This window comes from Novosphingobium rosa NBRC 15208 (genome assembly GCF_001598555.1).
Classification (GTDB): domain Bacteria; phylum Pseudomonadota; class Alphaproteobacteria; order Sphingomonadales; family Sphingomonadaceae; genus Novosphingobium; species Novosphingobium rosa.
This window is the reverse complement of the sequence record NZ_BCZE01000073.1, coordinates 1-22197: the sequence shown is the minus strand read 5'-3', so window position 1 is coordinate 22197 and position 22197 is coordinate 1. Positions and strand designations below refer to the sequence as shown.

Annotated in this window: 19 protein-coding genes; 13 read left to right on the top strand and 6 right to left on the bottom strand. The window is 60.1% G+C overall.

All coding sequences use genetic code 11. The features are described 5' to 3' along the window. Window positions 1-121: 121 nt before the first annotated feature. Genes SR3_RS23690 through SR3_RS23680 form a run of 3 tightly spaced genes read left to right on the top strand, consistent with a single transcriptional unit; the run spans window position 122 to window position 2486 of the window. Window positions 122-931 carry a DUF1295 domain-containing protein gene (locus SR3_RS23690; RefSeq protein WP_245654072.1) on the top strand — a complete coding sequence of 270 codons (810 nt, stop codon included), beginning with the start codon at window positions 122-124 and terminating at the stop codon, window positions 929-931. Then, window positions 928-1953, top strand: coding sequence for an SAM-dependent methyltransferase (locus SR3_RS23685; RefSeq protein WP_068091428.1), 1026 nt, complete (start codon window positions 928-930; stop codon window positions 1951-1953). The genes SR3_RS23690 and SR3_RS23685 overlap by 4 nt, the downstream gene beginning before the upstream one ends. Then, window positions 1950-2486 (top strand): hypothetical protein, encoded by a 537-nt coding sequence (locus SR3_RS23680; protein WP_068091426.1) that lies wholly within the window; start codon window positions 1950-1952, stop codon window positions 2484-2486. Before SR3_RS23685 ends, SR3_RS23680 begins: the two co-directional genes overlap by 4 nt. On the opposite strand, the gene SR3_RS23675 is transcribed toward SR3_RS23680, so the two are convergent. Further along, window positions 2443-2862 carry a DUF2177 family protein gene (locus tag SR3_RS23675; protein ID WP_068091423.1) on the bottom strand — a complete coding sequence of 140 codons (420 nt, stop codon included), beginning with the start codon at window positions 2860-2862 and terminating at the stop codon, window positions 2443-2445. The genes SR3_RS23680 and SR3_RS23675 overlap by 44 nt on opposite strands. 185 nt (window positions 2863-3047) lie before the next feature. On the opposite strand from SR3_RS23675, the gene SR3_RS23670 reads away from it, so the two are divergent. Together SR3_RS23670 and SR3_RS23665 are read left to right on the top strand one after the other, a co-directional pair. Then, window positions 3048-3620: a peroxiredoxin gene (locus tag SR3_RS23670; RefSeq protein ID WP_068091421.1), complete on the top strand. Its 573-nt coding sequence runs from the start codon at window positions 3048-3050 to the stop codon at window positions 3618-3620. Window positions 3621-3664: 44 nt separating this feature from the next. Further along, window positions 3665-4294, top strand: a complete 630-nt coding sequence (locus tag SR3_RS23665; RefSeq protein WP_068091417.1) for a glutathione S-transferase family protein — start codon at window positions 3665-3667, stop codon at window positions 4292-4294. Between the two features lie 85 nt (window positions 4295-4379). On the opposite strand, the gene SR3_RS23660 is transcribed toward SR3_RS23665, so the two are convergent. Then, window positions 4380-4784: a MerR family transcriptional regulator gene (locus SR3_RS23660; RefSeq protein ID WP_068091416.1), complete on the bottom strand. Its 405-nt coding sequence runs from the start codon at window positions 4782-4784 to the stop codon at window positions 4380-4382. 68 nt (window positions 4785-4852) lie between these two features. Here SR3_RS23660 and SR3_RS23655 point away from each other — a divergent pair, with 68 nt between their 5' ends. Further along, entirely contained in the window at window positions 4853-5488 is a 636-nt protein-coding gene (locus SR3_RS23655) for a cation transporter (protein WP_068091411.1), read from the top strand. Here the strand turns inward: SR3_RS23655 and SR3_RS23650 are convergent. The 3 genes from SR3_RS23650 to SR3_RS23640 form a co-directional block, all read right to left on the bottom strand. Further along, on the bottom strand, window positions 5470-7386 hold the full coding sequence (locus SR3_RS23650; RefSeq protein WP_068091473.1) for a TonB-dependent receptor plug domain-containing protein: 1917 nt from the start codon (window positions 7384-7386) through the stop codon (window positions 5470-5472). The genes SR3_RS23655 and SR3_RS23650 overlap by 19 nt on opposite strands. Window positions 7387-7566: 180 nt before the next feature. Continuing rightward, complete coding sequence (locus SR3_RS23645) at window positions 7567-8595, bottom strand: sensor histidine kinase (protein ID WP_068091410.1); 1029 nt, start codon at window positions 8593-8595, stop codon at window positions 7567-7569. Beyond that, window positions 8592-9272: a response regulator gene (locus tag SR3_RS23640; RefSeq protein ID WP_068091407.1), complete on the bottom strand. Its 681-nt coding sequence runs from the start codon at window positions 9270-9272 to the stop codon at window positions 8592-8594. Before SR3_RS23640 ends, SR3_RS23645 begins: the two co-directional genes overlap by 4 nt. 89 nt (window positions 9273-9361) lie before the next feature. On the opposite strand from SR3_RS23640, the gene SR3_RS23635 reads away from it, so the two are divergent. The 6 genes from SR3_RS23635 (at window position 9362) to SR3_RS23605 (ending at window position 20451) form a co-directional block, all read left to right on the top strand. Then, window positions 9362-11662 (top strand): TonB-dependent receptor, encoded by a 2301-nt coding sequence (locus SR3_RS23635; RefSeq protein WP_157099076.1) that lies wholly within the window; start codon window positions 9362-9364, stop codon window positions 11660-11662. 495 nt (window positions 11663-12157) lie between these two features. Then, window positions 12158-13255, top strand: coding sequence for a DUF6765 family protein (locus tag SR3_RS30850; protein ID WP_084455868.1), 1098 nt, complete (start codon window positions 12158-12160; stop codon window positions 13253-13255). 106 nt (window positions 13256-13361) lie between these two features. Further along, window positions 13362-14414: a hypothetical protein gene (locus tag SR3_RS23625; protein ID WP_157099075.1), complete on the top strand. Its 1053-nt coding sequence runs from the start codon at window positions 13362-13364 to the stop codon at window positions 14412-14414. Continuing rightward, the gene (locus SR3_RS23620) at window positions 14377-15687 is read left to right on the top strand and encodes a hypothetical protein (protein ID WP_157099074.1); all 1311 of its coding nucleotides are present in this window, start codon (window positions 14377-14379) and stop codon (window positions 15685-15687) included. The genes SR3_RS23625 and SR3_RS23620 overlap by 38 nt, the downstream gene beginning before the upstream one ends. A 192-nt stretch (window positions 15688-15879) precedes the next feature. Further along, window positions 15880-18219 carry an nSTAND3 domain-containing NTPase gene (locus tag SR3_RS23615; protein ID WP_157099073.1) on the top strand — a complete coding sequence of 780 codons (2340 nt, stop codon included), beginning with the start codon at window positions 15880-15882 and terminating at the stop codon, window positions 18217-18219. A gap of 357 nt (window positions 18220-18576) precedes the next feature. Continuing rightward, complete coding sequence (locus tag SR3_RS23605) at window positions 18577-20451, top strand: ATP-binding protein (RefSeq protein WP_068091384.1); 1875 nt, start codon at window positions 18577-18579, stop codon at window positions 20449-20451. Between the two features lie 265 nt (window positions 20452-20716). On the opposite strand, the gene SR3_RS23600 is transcribed toward SR3_RS23605, so the two are convergent. Continuing rightward, window positions 20717-21709: a TIGR01777 family oxidoreductase gene (locus tag SR3_RS23600; RefSeq protein ID WP_084455867.1), complete on the bottom strand. Its 993-nt coding sequence runs from the start codon at window positions 21707-21709 to the stop codon at window positions 20717-20719. A gap of 184 nt (window positions 21710-21893) precedes the next feature. On the opposite strand from SR3_RS23600, the gene SR3_RS23595 reads away from it, so the two are divergent. Next, on the top strand, window positions 21894-22197 hold a 304-nt coding region (locus SR3_RS23595), incomplete at its 3' end, for a Ku protein (protein WP_305778524.1).

Below are 22197 nucleotides of genomic sequence, written 5' to 3'. Positions count from 1 at the left end.
TGCCGGGCACCTGCGATGGAAGCAGCTACGCAGGCTGTCGGCCTTTGGATGCGCGACGGCTGCAAAAACTTTCGGCCGGTGCATCCGTGGCCGCCAAAGCGCCGTATCTGCGACCATGTTCATGATCCTTCCCTGCGTGCTGAGCCTTGCCGCCCTCTCCGCCATCATGGCGGGCGCATGGCTGGTGGCCCGCGTGCCGGGCCGGTCGGGCTGGATTGACGCGGTCTGGTCGCTGGCGGTCGGGCTGGTCGGGGCTGGCGCGGCGCTGGTCCCGCTCGATGGGGGCATAGAGCCGCGCCAGGGGCTGGTGGCGGGCATGGTTGCGCTCTGGGCGCTGCGGCTGGGCGGGCATATCGCGCTGCGCACCGCAGGGCATGGCGACGATCCGCGTTATGCCGAGCTGCGCAAGGCATGGGGGAATCGCTTTGCTGTCCGGCTGTTCCTCTTCCTGCAAATCCAGGCTGTGGCGGCGTGGCTGCTGGTGGTCTGCGTGACGCTGGCGGCCCATCGTCCGGCGCCCTTTCCGGCATGGAACGATGGCGCCGGGGCCTTGCTGCTCGTCATCGCCGTGCTCGGCGAGGGGCTGGCGGACGCGCAATTGCGCGCTTTTCGCAGGCGCCCTACCCATCGGGGAGGGATCTGCGAGAGCGGATTGTGGGGCCTGTCGCGCCATCCCAACTACTTTTTCGAATGGCTGGGCTGGATCGCCTATGCGCTGATCGCGATCGGGCCCGACGGGTCATGGTGGCCGGGCTGGATGGCTTTGGGCGGGCCGGTGTTCATGTACTGGCTGCTGGTTCATGTCTCGGGCATTCCGCCGCTTGAAGCGCATATGCTGCGCTCGCGCGGGGATGCCTATCGCGCCCATCAGAAGCGCGTGAACGCCTTCTGGCCCTTTCCCCGCAAACCATCCTCGGGAGCACGCCGATGAACCTTGTCGCCAGCCTGATCCGCGCCGTAGAGACCACCCCCCTGCCCGACCCCCTGACGCGCTTCGGGGTCGATATGCTGGTCGGCATGCGGCGGCGCAGCCTGACCCATGCGCCCGACACCACTGCCGATTTCGCGCGCATGATGGCCCAGCACCCCATTGCCGAACACACCGAGACCGCCAATGAGCAGCATTACGAACTGCCTCCGCGCTTCTTCGAACTGACGCTGGGGCCCAGGCGCAAATACAGCTGTTGCCTGTTCCCGCAGGGCGATGAAACGCTGGCGCAGGCCGAGGAGGCCGCGCTCGATGCCACCATCGACCATGCCGCGCTGGCCGATGGCCAGAGCATTCTGGAACTGGGCTGCGGCTGGGGCTCGCTCAGCCTCACCATGGCGGAGCGTTTCCCACGGGCGCGCATCATCGCCGTGTCCAATTCCGCCCCGCAGCGGCTGTTTATCGAGGGCAAGGCGCGGGAGGCGGGCCTCACCAATCTGCGCGTCATCACCTGCGACATGAACGATTTCCAGCCCGACATCCGCTTCGACCGCATCGTCTCGGTCGAGATGTTCGAGCATATGGCCAACTGGCAGGACCTGCTGGAGCGTGCGCGCGGCTGGCTGCTGCCCGAGGGCCGCCTGTTCCTGCATGTCTTCAGCCATCGCAGCCAGCCCTATCGTTTCGACACATCCGACAAGACCGACTGGATCGCCCAGCATTTCTTCACCGGCGGCATCATGCCCAGCCACGGGCTGATCGACCATTTCCCTCAGAGCTTCACGGTCGAGGAAAGCTGGCGCTGGGACGGGCGGCATTACCAGCGCACCGCCGATCTGTGGCTGAAGAATTTCGACGCCAATCGGGCGCTGATCGATGAGCAATTGCGCGAAGTTTATGGCGACAAGGCTGCCTTGTGGGGGCGGCGCTGGCGGCTGTTCTATCTGGCAACGGCGGGGCTGTTCGGCCATGCGCATGGGCGCGAATGGGGTGTAAGCCATTACCGGCTGCGCCCTGCGCCATGAGGCTGGCGCGGCGCCTCAAAGCCTACGCCGCCCATCCCGATCCGGCCACGGCGGCCTGCAACCGCATTGCCCTGCTGGTGGCGTCCAGCCAGCCGACCTATCCGCTCTATATCGCTTGGCTGGCGGGCGGGACATGGTGGGTGGCCTGCCTTACCTTTCTATCCACGCCCGCCTTTCTGGCGGTTCCCGCACTGGCCCGGCACAAGGCCTCCTCCGGGAGGGCCCTGCTGGTGCTGGCGGGGCTGGGCAATGCCGCGCTGGCAACCAAGGCGCTGGGGACGGCCTCGGGGGTGGAGGCTTTCCTGATCCCCACGACCATCATCGCGCTCATCGCTTTCAAGGGCGGCCTCAGGCTTTGGCTCATCGCGGCCAATATGGTGATTGCCTTGCTGCACGCCATGTATGGCAAGCCATGGGGAGCCTTTTCCCCGCAAGCCCTTGCCGCTCTTGTGCGCCTGAATGGCTGGAGCGCCGGGCTCCTCTCGCTCATCATCCTGTGGATGCTGATCCCCCGGCCCAGCGCGCGACGATAAAGCCGATGGTCGCCGCCAGCGCCGTCAGCGCCGTGCCCCAGCACAGATCCGCCAGCGTGATCGCCAGCGGCCAGTCCCGCAAGGTCGCCTGATTGGTGAGATCGTAGGTGGCATAGGCCATCAGCCCGAGCAGCGCGCCGCGCCGTGTCGCGCCATACCAGTCCCCGGTGGCCCGCGCCGGGGCCACGGCAAAGATCAGGATGCCGGCGATGTAGATCACGTAGAAGGCAATGGCCGGGGCCAGTGCGAAAGCGTCGCGCAGCAGGCCGCCCAGAGCTGGGCGATAAAGCCTGCTCGCCATCAGGCTGAGCCATACGGCATCGCAGCCCAGAAAGCCGAGTGCCGTGGCAAGATAGGTGACGATCCAGAGCCGCATGATCTTTCCCCAAGCAGCCCTTTCTGGCGTGCCGTGATGATAGGAGCCAGAAGGACAGAGGCCTGAAGGCTGGCTCTAAGGGAATGAGGGCCGGTCAGGCCGGTTCCGCGCAGGCATGTTTTAGTGCTTTGGCACCGCATCCAAAGCGCCACCAGATGCGTAAGGGTAAGGAAAGGAGACCGTCGATGCCTTTTCGCACAAAACGTCTGATCCCTTTCGCGCTGGGCGCGCTGGCGTTGGCCGGGGTGCTGGCGGCATTGCCCGGCACCACCGCTCTGGCCGCCCTGCCGCAAGGCGCCGCCGCGCCCGATTTCACCACCCAGGCGGTGCTGGCGGGCAAGCCTTTCTCGTTCCACCTGGGCGAGGCGCTGAAAAAGGGGCCGGTGGTCCTCTATTTCTTCCCGGCGGCCTTCACCAGCGGCTGCACCATCGAGGCGCATGATTTTTCCGACGCCACCGATGCCTTCCATGCCGCCGGAGCCACCGTCATCGGCCTGTCGCATGATCCGCTCGACAAGCTCAGCCGGTTTTCCGTCACCGAATGCCGCAACAAATTCGCGGTCGGCGTGGCCGACAGCCTGGTGATCAAGGCCTATAAGGTCAAGCTGCCGGTGCTCTCCATGTCGGACCGCACCAGCTATGTCATCGCCCCCGATGGCACGATCCTGATGACCTATTCCGCCTTCAGCCCGCAGGGCCATGTCGCCCGGTCGCTGGCCGCCGTGAAGGCATGGCGGGCGGGCCATCCCGCAAGCTGAACATTGGCCACCGCGAACCGTTGGGGAAGGAAAGGAGCAGGCCCATGATCACCGTCCATCATCTGGAAAACTCGCGCTCGCAGCGTGTCCTCTGGCTGCTGGAGGAACTGGGCCTGCCCTATGAAGTGAAGCGTTACGCCAGAAACCCCAGGACGATGCTGGCGCCGCCCGAATTGCGCGCCATACACCCCCTGGGCAAATCGCCGGTCATCGTCGATGAGGATGGCCAGCACACCATCGCGGAAACCGGCGCGATCATCGCCTATCTGGTCGATAAGGCGGGTGGCGGTATGGGGGAGCCTGCGGAAGAGGCGTCGATGCTGCGCTATCGCTTTTATCTGCATTATGCCGAGGGGTCGCTGATGCCCCCACTGCTGGTGAAACTGGTGCTGGGCAGGGTACCGCTTCTGGGCAGGATCGCCCAAAGGCGCATCCAGCCGATGATCGACGTCCATCTCGATTTCGTGGAAAGCGAACTGGCCTCACGCCCCTGGTTCGCGGGCGAGAACTTCACCGCCGCCGATATCATCATGAGCTTCCCGCTGGAGGCAGCAAGGGATCGCGGCGGGCTCAATGCGAGCCGCCCCTTCACCACACGCTGGCTGGAGACGATCCACCAGCGACCCACCTATCAGGCAGCTTTGGCGCGAGGTGGGCCCTATCGCTTCGTATGAGCGATAGTTCAATTTGGCTGGCCGCCGCTGACATAGCGGTCATTCAACCCGACAAGCCTTGCCCTTCAGACCTGACGTTCATTCATCAAATGCCTGCGCTCGGTCCAAGCGCCTCAATGATACGGCAATCCGCAATCGTGCCGCCGTCACAGGACTGGATCACCGCCGTCAGCTCGCGCCGGAGGGCCGTCAGGTCGGCAATCTTGCGCTCCACCTCCTGCAGATGCTCCCTCGCGATGCGGTCGATCCCGGCGCAATCGCAGGCCTGATCATCAGAAAGGCCTAGCATGGCGCGAACCTGATCGAGCGAGAAACCAAGATCTCGGGCACGCCGGATGAAGGACAGTCTCCCCAATTCGGCCTGACCATAGGCGCGGTAATTGCCTTGCGTTCGCGCGGGTTTGGGCAGGAGCCCGATGCGCTCGTAATAGCGCACCGTCTCCACCTTGGTGGCCGTCGCCTTGCTCAGATCGCCAATCGTCAGCGCCACGCTCTTGACCCTGTAGTTACTGCAGGGACTATATCGTGAGTCCCTGAGGCGAAAGCAAGGCGACGGAAATGGCCGGAGGCTGCTGCGGCGGTTGCGAAACGCCGAAAGACAAAACGCGGGACAAGGCCTGGCGTCGCGCGTTGTGGATCGCACTGACAATCAACGGAGCCATGTTCGTCCTTGAGATCGGTGCAGGCCTTTCGGCGCGATCGGCCGCGTTGCGCGCCGATGCGCTCGATTTTCTGGGTGACACCGCCAATTACGCGATCAGCCTGAGCGTTGCAGGGCTGGCCCTGCAATGGCGAGCACGGGCGGCGCTGGCCAAGGGCATATCGCTGGTTCTGCTCGCGTGCTGGGTTCTGGGCAGCACCGTCTGGATGATCATGGCCCATGCGCTGCCTGCGGCCGGAACCATGGGTGCGGTCGGCTTCGTCGCGCTGCTCGCCAACATGGCCTGCGCCTTGCTGCTCTGGCGTCACCGCGAAGGAGACGCCAACCGCCGCTCGGTGTGGATTTGCTCGCGCAATGACGCGATCGGCAATCTGGCCGTCGTGGCGGCGGCTCTGGGGGTCTTCGGGACCGGGACGGGCTGGCCAGACCTGATCGTGGCAGCGATCCTTGGCTGTCTTGGCCTCTGGGGCGGGACGCAAATCATACGCCATGCCCGAGCCGAACTGCATGAGGATCACTTTGCCCCCCAATGAAACCGGACGCCGCCGTTGATTGTACGGCCTTCCAGCGGCGCCCATGCATCCACCGTCCAGGCGCCATCCGGCCCGCGCTGGGGCAGCAAGATGGGGTTGTAATGGCTCTGGCGCACGTTCAGCACGTTCTCTGCATTGAGGAACAAGCTGAAGCGCCCGAGGATCAGCTCACCCATCGCACCCAATTCGACATAGGGGCTGCTGCGGGTACGGTAGGGGTTCTCATCAAGTGGCTGCAGGCCGGTGTAATAAGCCTCCAGACCGACCTTTCCGTGCCCGCTTTTCTCCCATGCCGCCGTAAGGCCGGCGGTGTCGCGCGGCGTCAAGGGGACAGTGCGCCGCCCAGGACCATCCGGATCAGGTTCACTCGCATCGGTGTGAACATAGCTGCCGGTGACGGTGATCGCCTGCCAGCGATAGCGTAGCAGCAACTCGGCACCGCGCGTGCGGGTCAAACCATCTGCATTGACCAGAGCCACGCGATCGACAGCGATGTCCTTCACCTGTACGGCGTGATCGATGTTCGACCCGAACAGGGTCAGATTGGCCTCGAACGGCCCCTGCGCATAGCCCAGATCGATGGAGGCCGTATCCGCCGTTTCGGCCCGCAAGCCCTGCAAGGGCGCGAGCCGCGACAGGCCGTTGGCCTCGGTCTGCTCGACGAAGGGCGTTGGCGCATAGAACCCTTGCCCCAGCGAGGCCCGCAAGGTCCAGGGCCCCGGCTTGAACAACATCGACAGACGTGGGCTGACCCTTGAGCCGTAGACATTGTGATCGTCCCAGCGGGCGCTTCCCGCCAGCGTCAGGTCCGGCAGCAACTTCTGCTCGACCTGCCCGAAGAGTGCGGGAGCGCTGTAGGTGTAATCGAAGCCGGGAAAGGTCCGCGAGCGATAGCTGTCGCTTTGATAGGCGGCCCCGCCCAGCCAACTGGTTCCTCCGGCGCTGCCACCAAGCGAGACCTCAGTCAGAAAAGTCTGATGGCGATCATCTTCCGTCACGGTCCCAAAAACATGGCGATGGGCCTGTGTCACCCCGGAGGCACGGAGGTAGAGTGTCCCCACACTTTCAATGGGGATTTGAGCATTCAGCCCCGCATCATAGCGCTGGCTATGCAAGGTCTGGGCATAGGGCGCGCCGTCGGGTGTGGTTCGGCCAGGCATCGTTCCGCCATCACGCTGTTCGGTCATGGCGCCGGCGGTGATGAAAAGTTTTGCCCCACCGGCGCCATCCCAGAACAGTCGGGGACGCAGGCTCCACCGATGATAGCCGGCAATATCGGCCCAGCCATCACCATCCACATCCTGTCGATCCTGTCGGCTGTATCCGCCCGTCAGCGAGTAGGAGAATGCGCCGGCCAGCGGTCCTGATTGATAGGCCGTGAAATCCTGACCGCCTCGACTGGTGGCATTGATGACAGCCTCGCCCTGCGGCTCTGATCCAGGCCTGCGCGAGACGAGGTTGATGACACCGCCCAACGCGGAGGGCCCATAAAGCGCCGAGGCTGCACCCTTGATGATCTCGACCTGACCCAGATCCGTCGGGGGGATCTGGAGCAGGCCGATTGCGGGAGCCTGACCGCCGTAGAGCGGCAAGCCATCGGCCAGAATTTGAGTGTATCGGCCTTTCAGACCTTGCACCCGGACATTGGAGGCGCCCAGCGCCGGAGAGGTGACCTGCACATGCAATCCGGGCGTCTCGCTGACGAGCATCGCGATGTTGCCCGGCGTCATCAGCTGCTTTTCCTCGACCTCCTCGCGATCAATCAACTCAACGCGGATCGGTTGGTCCCGCAGTCCGTGCCCACTGCGCGTTGCCTGCACGACGATGTCCTTGCCTTCCGACTCTTCGCCCTTGCCCTCTGCATCCGGCGAAGTTTGCGCGAAGGCTGGCGCGGGCATGGATGCCGCCAAGAGCAGAACTGCCGCCAGTCCCCCGCGTTTCAGATCAAACTTGATGTGCAAGACATCCCTCCAGGATCTGCACCGGACCAGCCCCGATGCCCCTTGGGAGCCGTTCCTACGGCCTGTAGTTGCTACAGGGTCAAGGGCATCTTTCCACGAAACGTCGATAGGCGGACGTCAGGACTGCTTATGCGGCCTATTTTGCAGTCGTTGAGGCTTGCCTTTGAAAGTCAGGACAAAGGTCGCTCCGCCTCCCGGGGTGCTTTCAATCTCAACGGTGGCATGGTGAGCGTTGGCGACGGCCGCGACGATGGCGAGCCCAAGCCCCGCACCCTGCCGCCGCGTTCCGGGCCCTCGCCAGAACCGTTCGAACACCTGTTGGCACTGCTTTTCGGGGATGCCCGCACCATGGTCGATCACCCGCACGCAAGCGTCGGCTGACACAGAAACCAAAACCTCCGTTCCGGCAGGAGCGTGGTACACCGCATTTTCGATCAGGTTGCGCAGCGCGCCGGACAAGGCATCTTCGTCACCTGCAATCCAGACAGGACCAGCCGGCTCATCCAGGGCCACCTCGCGCCCCTGCTGATAGGCCCAAGGCGCCATGTGGCCCACGACGCTGGCCGCGAGATCACGCAGGTCAATCTCCTTGGTCTCGGGCAAGGGTTGCATCTCGAGGCGGGCAACGCGCAGCAACTGACTGACCAGACGACCCATGCGCTCCGCATCCTCACGCAGTTTCGTCACCTCCTCGCCGGACGGCAGGGCTTCGATCCCGGCAGTCAGGATCGCCAACGGTGTCCGCAGTTCATGGGCGGCATCAGCGGTAAAACGGCGCTGAGACTGGAATGCCAGATCCAGCCTCTCGAGGGCATCATTGACGGCATGAATGAAGGGAATGATCTCGGCAGGGGCATCCTTGGCATCCAGCCGCATGCCTGCGCTGCCAGGCACGATGGCGGCTGCCTGACGACTTGCGGCGACCAGCGGCTGCAAACTTGCGCGCACGGTGAAGATCACCACGCAAAGCACGGCGAGCGCGAACAGTGGAAAAGCCCAAACGGCGCTCACATCCGACAGGCCGTGGACAAACCGATAGCGCTTATTGGCCAGGGCAAAGAAACCCACCAGCAGCGCCAGAAAATGGATGGTCGCCAACCGCAGGATCAGCTTGCCCTCGAGCGATGACTGCCAGTTCTCCATCATGCCTGGGCCTCCTCCATGAGGAAGTAACCAATGCCGCGCACCGTCTGAATGCCGCACATCGCACCGGCATCGCCCAGTTTGCGCCTGATATGATGAACATGGACAGGAATGGTGTTGGAGGCGATTTCGTCACCTTCGCCGTAAAGCTTGTCTTCCAGCACAGCCTTGGGAACGACCCGCCCGAGGCGGCGCATCAGATGCTCGAGCAGCGCCAGTTCCTGTCGCCCCAGCGACAGCGGTTGATCGCCAACGAGAGCCTCTCGACCCAGCGTATCCAGCGACAAACGACCAGCGTGAAGCACCGTGCCAAGAGCGAGGCCGGGTCGGCGCAGCAGAGCCTTGGCCCGGGCGATCAGTTCCTCGGTGGCGAAGGGCTTGACCAGATAGTCATCCGCGCCGGCGTCGAGCCCGTCAACCCGGTCCTCCACCGCATCGCGCGCGGTCAGCACCAGCACCGGGAGACGCTGCCCCTTGGCTCTGCTGGCGCGCAAAACATCAAGGCCATCGCCATCGGGAAGCCCGAGATCCAGGATCATGCCGTCATAGGGACACAGGTCCAGAGCATGGCAGGCATCCCCGACGGTGCCGTGGACATCGACGACAAAGCCAGCCTTGCGCAATGCCGCTGCCACGAGTTCTGCGATCCTTGCCTCATCCTCGACCACCAAAAAACGCATAATGCCCCCTCTCAAGGGCATCATCTAATACTGCCTTAAACTTCGCGCCACAGGGAGCCGCCGACAGACACAGCAAAAGGTGGTTACAGGTGGCAATCAGGAAGTCGGTATGGTTCGGCGTGGCGCTGGCGGGACTGTTTCCCGGACTCATGCCACATCACGCCTTGGCGGACACCGCCAAGAGCCAGCACCATGCCCACGCGGATCATGATGATGACGACGATGATCGCATGCCAGCCCGCAGTCAGGTACAAAAGGGTAAGCCCGCTGCCGAGGCAACGGCCAAGGCGCCCGCTCGCGATAGCGATGGAGACGATGACGGCGATGACGATGATGGCCCGAAGCGCAGTGGCGAGATCGTCGTCACCGCCCATCAACTCGACAATGCCCGCGCGCGGGTCAGTGCCAGCCTCGGCGCATCGACCTATTCGCTGAGCAATGACGTTATCGAAAAGCGCCCCAGTGGCGAGACCGCCAATCTGGTCAATGTGCTGCTGCAGATGCCGGGTGTCAGCCAGGGCGGATCGGGCGAGTTGCATGTGCGCGGCCAGCAAGGCCTGCAATATCGCATCAACAATGTGATCATCCCCGACGGCTTCACCGATCTGGCCGACACGTTGCGCGCCCGCTTTGCCGACAAGGTGGAGCTGGTGACCGGGGCTTTGCCCGCACAATATGGGCTGCAGACGGGAGGCGTCGTCAATATCACCACCAAGAGCGGCGTATATGAACACGGCGGCGAGGTGGAGCTGAGCGGCGGCACGCTCGGCCGCTTTGAAGGCGCCTTTGATGCGATGGGCTCACTGGGGGAGACCAATTACTATGTCTCCGGCTCTTGGCTGCGCAGCGATGCCGGGCTGAGCGTCCCCGATCGCTCGACCAATCCGCTTCATGACCATACCGACCAGATTGACGGCTTCGCCTATTTCGACCGCATCCTGGATGCCCAATCGCGCCTATCGCTGATCGTGGGGATCTCGAATGATGCCTATGATCTGCCCCATGCCCGTGGCATCGATGCGGCAACCTATAGCGCCAGCTCGACCTTCCAGCGCCCCCTGACAGTCGGCACCACGACCGCCTACCCCAGCGAGGCATGGGGCGGGCACGAGCTTGTCGCCAGCCAATATGGCATTCTCTCGTACCAGCGCAATGCGGGCGCGCTGACCACTCAGCTTTCCGCCTATGTCAGAGCCTCGGCGCTGGCTATTACCCCCGATGTCATGGGCGACGTGCTGTTCACCGGCCTCGCTCAAGCCGTCTCGAAGCACAATCTCTCGACGGGGTTTCAGGCAGAGGGGCTCTATGAGGTGTCATCCGCTCATCATCTGCGCGGCGGCCTTACGCTCAACTGGTCGCGCGATCGCAGCCAGATCGGCTATTCGGTCTTGCCCGTTGACGGCAATGGCCAGCAGACCTCGACGACCCTGCTGTCCATCCTGGGCTCTGAAGCCGAAACCCGGCGTCAACTGGGGGCCTACCTTCAGGACGAATGGCTGCTGGGGCACGCCCTCACCATCAACACCGGCCTGCGCTTCGACAGCGCGACCAACAGCGGCGGGGGCGACGCGCTGAGCCCCCGCATCAATGCCGTCTGGAAGCCCGCCACCGGCACGACGGCCCATATCGGATATGCCCGCTATTTTGTGCCCGCCTCCGAGGATACCGGCTCCGCCGCCGCTAATCTGTTGGCTGGAACCACCGGCGCATGGCCAACCAGGGCCGAGACAGCAGCCAAGGCGGAAAGGGACGATTATATCGATCTGGGCGTGGAGCAGAAGCTGGAGGACCTGACGCTGGGGGTGGATGCCTATTGGCGCCATGCCCGCAATCTGCTGGATGCGGTGCGGATCGGGGCGACAGTGCTGTCCCGGCCCTTCACCTACGAAAAGGGCAAAGGCTGGGGCGTGGAACTGACCGCGACCTACACCGAAGGCCCCCTCTCAATCTGGGGCAATCTGGCCGTGGCGCAGATCGAAGGGCGCAACATCATCGGCGGACAAGCGCCCTTTACGGCGGCGCAACTGCAATGGATCGCCAATCATTATGTTGCGACCAATGGCGACCAGCGCGTGACAGGATCGTTGGGCTTTGCCTGGCATACGGGGAGGCTCCTGCTCTCCGCCGATGGCGTGGTTGGCAGCGGTCTGCCCAGGACCATTGCGGGCGGCACGCCCAATGGGCAGACCATGCCGACCAACGCGCAGACCAATCTCGCTGCGGTCTATCGCCTCGACGGCTTCAACCACCGCCCGCTCAATGTGCGGCTCGATGTGCTCAATGCCTTTGGCGCCCGTTACGCCTTGCAGGATGGCACGTCGCTGGCTGGTGGCACGGCCCAGTGGGGATCGCCGCGCGGCATTTACGTTGGCATCGAGCAAGCTTTCTGATCGTGGGCAAGTTCAGCACCATCTCCAACCGCCTGGTGGTCGGGGATGGTGCAAGGTCTTCTGGTTCTCCTGACCCGTAGACTTGCCCGTAACGGCTGCGATACCGTGCCCTGAACCAATGGCAGCTATGCCCAATCGCCCGCCACTACCTGCCGTTCCGGACACCACGACCCATCGGTCAACGACCCACCCTCCAGCCGGCGGGCAGGCCCCCGCCCTCTCCCGCCAACAAAGCGGTCCTTCAAGGCGCCGAACCAGCCCTCCTTAAGCGACCGTTCGTTCATGTAGCTCCTCGCGCACACCTCACGCTTGCCAACCCACGCGCTTCACAGCACTTACGTGTCTGCCCAAGGGCCTCCCAAGCGTCAGCCACACAAACCTCTCCTCCCTATGAAGCCGCCCAAATCATTTCCGAAAAGTTGTGCAAAAAGTCCGCGAGCGGTGCTGACCGACCTGACATCGCAATGTTACGTAACGCGCTCAGGAGTCTGGTGCATGAACAAAGATTTCCACTACGGTGTTATTTATGTTGTGGCTCGTTTTGCTGGGATGGCTGTCCCCGAAGCGCAAACGATTGCTCATGCCTGCCAGTATGTTGATGATGCCACGACCGACGGGCCATTGAAATTTCGTGAGCAGCAATCGTTTGATCGTTTTGCCAGCGCTCACGAGATGCTTGATTATAGGAACGCCCACCAGGACATGGATGAGCGGGTCTGGGCACCATTTCACTTCCTGCCCGCCTGCGAAGGTGCGACGCTCGACGAACAGGTCGTGTGCCGTCCTGACAGCGTGCCCGCACGCGGGCTTGTCTCTCATATCCTCGAAGTTCATGCCAAGGCCCCGGAAGATAATGATCTGCACCGGCTCGGCGTTTGCCTGCACACCTATGTCGATACTTGGGCTCATCAAGGGTTCAGCGGCATCAAGAGCGATCGCAACAAGGTCACACATCTGACAGGAACACATCATCCCACGCCTGAGCATTGGTGGAACGAACTTTCCGCCAAGATCGAGCAAGGTGAGGACGAGTTTAAATCCTTGTCGGTAGACATCATGTCCAATGTCGGTCATGGCGCCGCGCTCCATTATCCAGATCGTGCCTGGGTCGAGTGGAGCTATGTCAATGGTGTGGGGGAGCAAGTCGATCGCAACAATTTGCCCGATTTTCTCACGGCCGCCCATCGGGCCTGTCAAACGATCCAGGCCTTTCTTGCGAACAGTTCCGATTTCCTTTCCCAACCAGGGCTTTCGGCAGAGCAACAAGCAGCGCTGGAAGCCTTGCTCACGACAAACATCCATGAAGATGACGGACAGCGCCTCACAGCCCTTGCCGACACACTGAATGCAACAGGCCTGGCAGAGCTCAAGGAGCCTCTCCCGCCCTACATTGCCAAAGGAACTGGATCCTGGAAATTTCTTGCGACCGGGATTTCTGCAGAGGGAGATGGCAGCTTGATCGTTGACGACCGTCCGGCCTGGACCAAGAATTTCGAAGCATCAGATTATCGCAAGGTTCATGACGCGATCAAGCAGCACCGGCATTTCGTCACTGAAGAACTGCTGTTGCGCTACGATGTAAGGCTTGCCTGAACGCCAGTTGGAGCTTTGATGGGGGAACACCCCCACGCGCCATGACGGAATATTGTCAGCGCATCGCATTTGCACACCAGAGATCAACCTGCCACGAGGATTACACGTGTCGTTCTTTACAGATGTCGAGCAGGAAGAACTCACTGTCAGCCGCATGATCATTCATGTCATCGGCCGGCAGGACGAGGAGTTTCATCCTGAAACTGAAGTGCCTGTGCAGGAGGAGGGCTTTTTCCGCTCGCGCATCCTGTCTGAAGCCAGCGACGCCGTGCATGAATTTGCCGAGGGATCACTCGTCAAACCGATCATCGAGCGGATGGCGGAAGAGGAGATCGGCTTCGAGCAGGGCGGCCAGGAACTGGCCCGCTTATTTGCCCGCGACCACGTCCGGCAAGCGACGAGCGGCGCTTTTTTCGTTTTTCAGCTCAATGCGGGCGCGCACACCCGGTTTTATGCGCTCATCAAATACGATTATCGCGAGGTGGTCGAATTGTCACAGCAGGGTGGCCGCAATGTCCTGCGCGCCATCGTTCAGGCTTTCGTAAAAGAACGCAAGGCGATCCAGAAGATCTGCATCGTGCGCGTTGTCGGCGGCGTGGCCCAGCCCATGGTATCAGCCGCTGATCGCATGCATCCGGCCCCGGATCTGACGGATTATTTTGCCCGCTATCTCGGGGTCTGGCGCAATCGCGACGACGCGGAATTGAGCGACAAGCTGGATGAAGCGATGCGCAAGGCCCTGATGGATGTCAGGGATTTTCTTCCCGAGGGTGGCGTGCCGGGTGCCCTGCGCCGTATGAAACAGGCCTTGCAACCGCGCGGCAGCCTCACCAACGATGATATCGTTGACGCCGCCTTGCATGCGGCCAACCGGCCCGGCGATGAGCAGGTTCGCTCCAGGATCGAACGCAAAATGCGCATGCATCTGCGACGGCAAGGCCTGGACGACGTGACATTCCGGCCGGAAGCAAGAATTTTCCGGACAAGGCCGCGCGAGTTTGTTCGGACAGCTGAAGAGGTTCGTGTAGAGTATCCTGCGGAGCAGATGGGCCAATCTGTCAACAGGACGGAGCGGGATGGCATCATAACCTACACGGTGACCACGAGGCGGATTGTTGAAGATGGAACGCTATCGAGCAAATCTCGCCCGAACGGTTGATGCACTTGTTGCGGCCAGAAGCGTTCCTGTCACCGAAACCGTCACAAGCCTGTCGCTTTATCAATTGGGCGGCCAGGACGCCATCTCAGTCCTGGGAAGTCTGGAGCAGTCGGGATTTACCCTGTCGCGCCTGGCCGACGAGGGCGGCGATCTGCGGCCAGAAGACATTGAGGTCGATGCTGTCGGCATTGAGCTGGTTTTGGCAAAGTCGGAAGTTCCAGACGGCATTTTACCGATCCTCACCACAGCCGGTTTCCGGGCGGCACTCGCCGGGCCAATTGTCGAGCCCGTCATCTGGGTTCAGGGATTGGATCGCCCTGTCGAGACGGTTGGTGTTTGCTATCTTCCCTGGGGTGCCGAAGCCGCCTTCTCGCCAGAGCCGGCCCTGGCCGACCCGGTGCGTGTGGTCCGTTGCTTCGGCGAACAGCAGGTTTGCAGCCCGATTGATCGTTGGTTGCTGCGCGATCCCGATACGGACATATCAGGCGGCAAGTTGACGCCATGGCGAGACGGAGCCGCCAACGCGCTCGCCCGTGCTCTGGCCCAGGAGATTGAACGCGACGGACGTCTGCTGTTTCGAGGGCCTCCGCCCACTCGCTTCCGCGGTGAAAACGCGCCACGCATTGAGGTGCCTGCACTTGGGGCCATGCAGCGCGCAGCTGGATGGGTCTATGAAAACGCCAGAGAGCTTGAAAATCGACACGCCCTGCTTGCCGCGGAAGTGGCACGCACAGCGCTGCGCGATGGCGACATTGTGGATTTGGGTGGTGTCATGTTTAGCGCCCTTGAAGGCGCGAAGATTGCTTACGGCTTCGGGATATCGCAACAGAGCCGCGATGCGCTGAAATCCTTGAGCGATTTGAAAAAAGCCGTGTCGGATGAAACCACCAAACTGGCCGATGCAACGCGCTCGCTGGCCGCTGCGGTCATGAGTGCGACGGTCGGGAATGTTGGTCTAATCATCGCACGCCTGACCCTCAGCAAAGAGGCACGACTGGTTAGTCCCGCTGCCGGGGTGATCGCCGTCGCATTAGCCCTTTATGTCGGCGTGGTGATCTGGTCAGGCTGGCATTTCCTTACCATCCAACGCGATCTGAGAAGCGAATGGCGTGAGCGTCTCTATCGCTTCCTGGGAGACGATGAATACGAAAGAATGGTCAATATCCCTGTCAGAAGGTCTGAATCTGGCTTCAAGGCTTCGGCAATCACAAGCGGCGTCATCGCATCCCTCATGTTTTTAGCTGTTTTATTTATTATTTTCTGGTCAAACTAGCTAGAATAGCATCACGAGACGATCGCTTCGCAAGCTAATGCCTTGCTAACATAGCTGTCATTCGCGGGTTCCGATCGAAAAATTGTTAACTGCCGCTCGTTTATCTGCGTTTTCCCATCACGCGAGAGGAAAATCCGCCCGCATTACGAAACGTGATGGCTCCGGGCTGGAATGCGATGACTTGGCAGTAAGTTGGGCGGCCTTCTTGCCGGCAGCATGGCATGCAATCAGTCAAGCAGGGCTTCCCCATTTTCTTTGATCTGGTATTATCCTCGAGTGATTGATCTAACTGTAAAAAAGCAAACGCTGCTCGAGGCACTCACACCCTATCCGCTCCATCTTTTGGGGTGGAAGGCGTTTCAGGACCTATGTGTCAGCGTGGCCGAGGTTTGCTTGCAACGCCCCGTTCAAAGCTTCCTGCCGAGCAACGACGCGGGCCGCGATGGCGCGTTTGTCGGGTGTTGGGCGGATGGCAGTCCGCTATCAGGCCAATCGACGATCCAGTGTAAATTCACGTCCAAGCCATCGTCGAACCTTACGCTATCTGCACTTAACGACGAACTGGCCAAGGCGGCGCTTCTGGCGGCAAAGGGACTCGCCCAAGATTACATCATCCTGACCAATCACCCAATCACTGGGCAGAGCGAACTTCAGATCAAAGCGGCGTTTGAGAAGGCTGGTGTAAGCTGCTGCCGTGTGTTTGGCGCGGATTGGATTACCGCGCAAATTCGTGCGTCTGCAAAGTTACGTATGCTCGTCCCTCGCCTTTATGGGATGGGCGATCTAAACGATCTGCTGGATGGCCGCGCATACGAACAGGCACAGCTGATACTCAGCGCCATGGGCGATGACCTACAGCGGCTTGTCGTGACGGCTCCTCACACAAAAAGTGTTCGCGCGATCAGCGAACACAATCTGGTCCTCTTGCTTGGAGCTCCCGCCGCCGGAAAGTCTACCATTGGCGCTAGTATTGCTGTCGGCGCAGCCGATCGCTGGCAGTGTAATACGATCAGAGCTACATCACCCGGCGATATCCAAAAGCATCTTAGTCCCAATGGAGGTCAGTTTTTCTGGATTGATGACGCTTGGGGAAATACCCAATATCAAAAGCAAAATACCGAAGATTGGAATCAGGTCTTTCCCTTCATGCATAGCGCTATGAAAAAGGGAACGAGGTTCCTCATTACCTCACGTGACTACATCTGGCGAGCTGCCAAGAACGATCTCAAATTGAGCGCCCTTCCAGTGCTGACTAAAAGTCAGGTCGTAATCGACGTTCAAAAATTATCCGTCCCAGAGCGTGCGCAAATCCTCTACAACCATATCAAAATGGGCGATCAGCCGGTTATATTTCGACAAAAAATCAAATCGTTTTTACCAGCGCTCGCTGAACGCAAAGATTTCTTGCCCGAAACCGCGAGGCGCCTGGGGTCGACTTTTTTTGCCGCAGATCTCTCACCAGAGCCACATGTCCTGCACAAATTTTTCGCTGAACCACTTGTCTTCATGCAGGACATTATCACGGGATTGGCACCCGAATGCCGCGCTGCCATCGCGGTAGTTTTCCTCAACGGCGGCAAGGTCAGGTCGCCCGTATCGGCCGAGGAGCTATCATCTGGCGCGGATGCATTCGGAGTCGCCCCTTCACTGGTGCGCGATCAGCTCGACGCGCTTGATGGCAGCCTGCTCCTGCTCGCGCAGGATGAGAACGGCCCTTACTGGTCCTACAAGCACCCCACTGTCAGCGATGCGTTCTCAAAATATCTTGCAACAAGTCCCGAGCTTGTCGAACTCTACCTGCGCGGCGCGCGGCCGGAATCGATTGTTTACGAAGTGGTTTGTGCCGGCGTGACGGTCCAAGGTTCGCTCGTCGTTTCCGCCACCTTCAATGATTTACTCGCGAGCAGGATTGTCGAAATGAATCGGCATCAGCTCAAACTTTTCCTGTCTTACCGCTCCAATGCGACGTTCAGCAAAATCATACTGGATCAGCGCCCGGACCTGCTATCGGGAATGAGTAGTTTCTATGCCCCGATAAAAGAAGATTCCGATTCCACGTTACTTGCAGCATTACACCGACAAAAAATACTTCCAGAAGACCTGCGCTTGAACTTCGTGAATTCGGTCAGGGAGGCACTTGTCGACCATGCCGATGCAACGTTCCTTGAAATTGCCCATCTGAGCGACGTTCTGACACAGCACGAGATGGAAGACTACGTACTCCTTGCCTTCGAAGAGGTTATTCCCCGTATTGATGAATATGTGGATCAGGTGCGTTCAGCATGGGATCGAGAACTAGCACCAGACGACCAGTTTGCCGAACTGGAAAGCTCAATGAGAACTCTTTGCAAAATAATTGCTCCAGGTGAAAAGGAGCCAGCCCCTATACTCGCATTAAACACGGCCGTTCGCAGAGCCGTTCAGGCGATGGAGGAGGAATACGAGGAGCCGGAAAGCAAGTCATATTCCCCTAGCTCGCCTAAAGCGCCTACAACCGATTCCGCCAATCTGTTCCGGGATGTCGATGAGTAATCATGCCGCATCCCGCGCGCCAGCGTCCGCAGAGACAGCAGCTTCAATCGGTGCAGCAGCCACTACCGGCGCGGGCTCGCCCCCCCACATCATGTAATAATGCTGGGTATGGCTGGCCTGCTTGAAAGCGCTAAAAAATATCGTCGCCATTGGCGAAATTCGGACCCGAGGTCGGCCCCCAGATAGCAGCTTTCTGTTCATGCAAAACTCAAGGGCCACGTCGCCATACATGCAGAGATATAAGGAAGCTATCACCGTAAAAATTTTTGTTGACCATGCAATTACCATTAATCACTTGTCACGGGAAACTGAATTGAGTTTATTATATTTTACTTACGCTGATGACGGAGAGGCCAGATGCGGTTGGCGAAGCTAAAACTCGAGAATTTTCGCTGCTATAAGGACGAAATCTCAGTAGATTTCGCAGATATGACCGCCATCGTCGGTCGCAACGACGTCGGCAAATCAGCGATCATGGAAGCGCTGGCAATCTTTTTTGAAGAACTAAAGCTTGACAAGGATGACGGATGCCAGGGCGGTGATCGAAAGGCCGTGCGCATAACCTGCGAATTTGACGACCTGCCAGAAAAGCTGATCATCGATACCGATTTCGAAACGGATCTCGGATCCGAGTATCTGGTGAACGCATCTGGTCGCTTGGAAATTCGAAAAACGTATGACGGTTCACTCGCCACTCCTAAAGTGACTGCTATCGAAGCCCATGCGCTTCACCCAACTGCGGCTGGCGTAGTCGATTTGCTTTCGCTTAAAAAGGCGGACCTCATCACACGCGCTGGAGCATTGGGAATCGATCTTACCACTGTTAACAAACAAGCCAACGCACCAATTCGCCAAGCGGTGTGGAATGGCGTCCCCGACCTAGCGCACGCTGAAACCTACATTTCATTGGAGAAGGAGGGGGCAAAACAAATTTGGAGTGCACTCAGCCCCTATCTGCCAGCGTTCGCACTTTTTAAGTCCGATCGGGCAAGCACTGACCAGGATGCAGAAGCCCAAGACCCTTTGAAAGCCGCGATCCGAGACGCTCTCAAGGCCGTCGAAGCGGATCTGGCGCAAGTGCAGGCGCATGTCGAGACTGAAGTTAAACGGATCGCAGATGCTACCGTCGAGAAAATCCGCGAGATGGACCCTTCCCTAGCGGAAACACTTCATCCCATTGTGACGATGAAAAAATGGGACACGCTATTTCAAACCAGCATAACTGGTGATGAAGGCATCCCGCTGAATAAGCGTGGCAGTGGCGTGAAGCGACTCGTTTTGCTCAATTTCTTCCGGGCAAAGGCCGAACGTGCGGCCACCGAAAAACATCAGGGTTCAATCATTTATGCGGTCGAGGAGCCGGAGACGAGTCAGCATCCCCGTAACCAACGGATGTTGATGGCAGCCCTTTCCGATCTCGCGTCCCATTCGGGGCGCCAAGTCATCGTCACTACTCATACGCCTATGTTGGCAAGAGCTGTTCCTGACGATGCTCTCCGGTTCATCGAGCGCCAAGATAACGGCGCAAGGACGATCGAGATAGGTGGAACTTTGGTCAACGGTCGGATAGCCAAATCGCTTGGCGTCCTTCCCGATCATACAGTGAAACTTTTCATTGGTGTTGAGGGTAAGCACGACATCGCTTTCTTGAAAGGCATGAGCCGCGTCCTGAACACCGACGGCGTTAACGTTCCTGATCTCGAACAGCTCGAAATCGCCGGCTCTCTCATCTTCTTTCCGTTCGGCGGAAGCAATCTTGCCCTCTGGACCTCACGCTTGCAAAACCTCAATCGGCCCGAGCTTCATATCTATGATCGCGATGAAGCGCCTCCCACACGCGGAAAGTACGAAGATTATGTCGACGAGGTGAACGCGCGAGATGGCTGCATGGCCTTGATGACCACGCGGCGGGAGATGGAAAATTTTCTGCATCCAGATGCGATCCAGGAGGCTTACCAACACAATCAAATTGAATTGAACCTCCCCAACGCTTTCGCCGATTTTGACGATGTCCCAACCCTTGTGGCTCAAGCCGTGCATACGGCAACGGCTGGGACTCCTTGGCCAGTGGCGGAAATACGGAAATGCGATCAGAAGGTCAGTAGGGCCAAATCCATCCTCAACAACGGAGCGGTCTCCAAAATGAATGCCGCCCGTTTGGCGGAGACAGATCCCGCTGGCGAGGTCATATCGTGGTTACAGCGAATCGATCAGATTGTTATAGCGGAATGATTACTCGAGATTTTGAAACACCTCTCCAGATCAGCCCGACATCAACTGATCCACCAGCAGTTGCATCAGGGTACGCGTCTACGCTTGTCGTTCCGGACTGCCCCCAACGTCATGGGCTTTCGTGCGCCGGTTCCTGTTCGCGTGAATGAAGGGCAGCTTGGGCCAATCCGCGTATTGTAGGAGACCTTCCGGACTGTCCAACTACACGGCCATTCGAGATCACGGTTTAGATCGTTGATTGATCAGGAAGGCATGTGGAAATGGATCAGAGGCTTCGCTGCAAAGCTTCGCCTAGGTCGCTGTACCTGAAATGGAAATTACTGGTCAGCGCAGCTTGGGGTAGAACCCGCTGCCCTGTAAGCAGCAGCTCTTGCGCCATGTCTCCCATCAGTACCCGAAGAAGCCCGGCGGGAGCGCGAAACCATAACGGGCGGTGTACCGCCTTCGCCAATGCTATAGAAAACTGACGATTGGTTGCGGGGTTAGGCACCGTAGCATTGAGCGGTCCCACTAAAGCCGGGTCGGCAATTGCATGAGCAACCAGCCGGACCAAATCGTCGCGGTGAATCCAGCTCATAAATTGGCGCCCGTTACCCAAACTTGCCCCTAGTCCGAGCCGAAATGCCGGCACCATCCGGGCCAACATCCCACCACCCCGGTCCAACACCAGACCCGTTCGAAGCAAAACCGTGCGTATCCCGAAGCCTTCTGCCTTGCGTGCCTCCCTTTCCCATGCCTCGCACAGCGTGTGCGAGAAGCCGCCATGCGCCGGGCTGCTTTCCGTCAAGGCTGTCTCATCCCACGCGCCATACCAGCCCACGGCCGAGCCACTGATCAGCACGTCGGGCCGGTGATCCAGGCGGGCGATCAGGCCGATAAGCCGACGGGTGGTCCGCAACCGGGAGAGGAGTAGCCGCAACCGCCGCCGCCTCGTCCAGAGCCCGTCGCCGATTGGCTCGCCCGCCAAATTGACAATAGCATAGATGGGTTCGTCTCTACCGATCTCGTCCAGCGATGCTATGACGCGTACGCGCTGATCGGGAAACATCTGCCTGGCTCTTGCGCGATTGCGCGACAGCACGATCACACCATGGCCTTCCGCTGTGAGCGCCGCCACGAGATGCCGCCCGACAAAGCCGGTGCCACCAGTGACCAGCATGCAACGCTGCCCCTTCACCACCCCAGCCAAGCCATCTGCGGTGGTTGGGATGGAGGAATTTGGCGCTGCCGACGAAGGCGGCGTGTTCAGATTGACCATGTCTTTTCGCCGCTCGCCTTCCCGTCCTTGCAATCAACCCGAACAGCTGGCCCGCTGTCCTGTTCCTTCGCCGCCGCAGCCATGCCAACGTCCCTGATCTGATCCCCGCTAATGATCGCGATCGCCGGTGAGCCTGACGGAACCTCCCAACACATCAGCCCTTCCCTGTTGCGAGGAGTCCAGCATGCCCACACGCGCTTATTGGCAAGGTCAGATCCGGCTCGCCCTGGTGTCCATCCCGGTGGAGGTCTACCCGGCCACACGCTCGGGCGCCGCGATCAGCTTTCACCAGATTCACGAGCCCACGGGCAAGCGCATCCGCTATGAGAAGGTGGCGCCAGGCGTTGGCCCCGTCGATCGCGACGAGATCATTCGCGGCTACGAGGTGAGCAAGGACGAGTATATCCTGCTCGACGACGATGAGATTGAGGCGGCCCAGGTCGAAAGCCGCAAGACGCTCGATCTGGTGCAGTTCGTCGAGCCCTCGG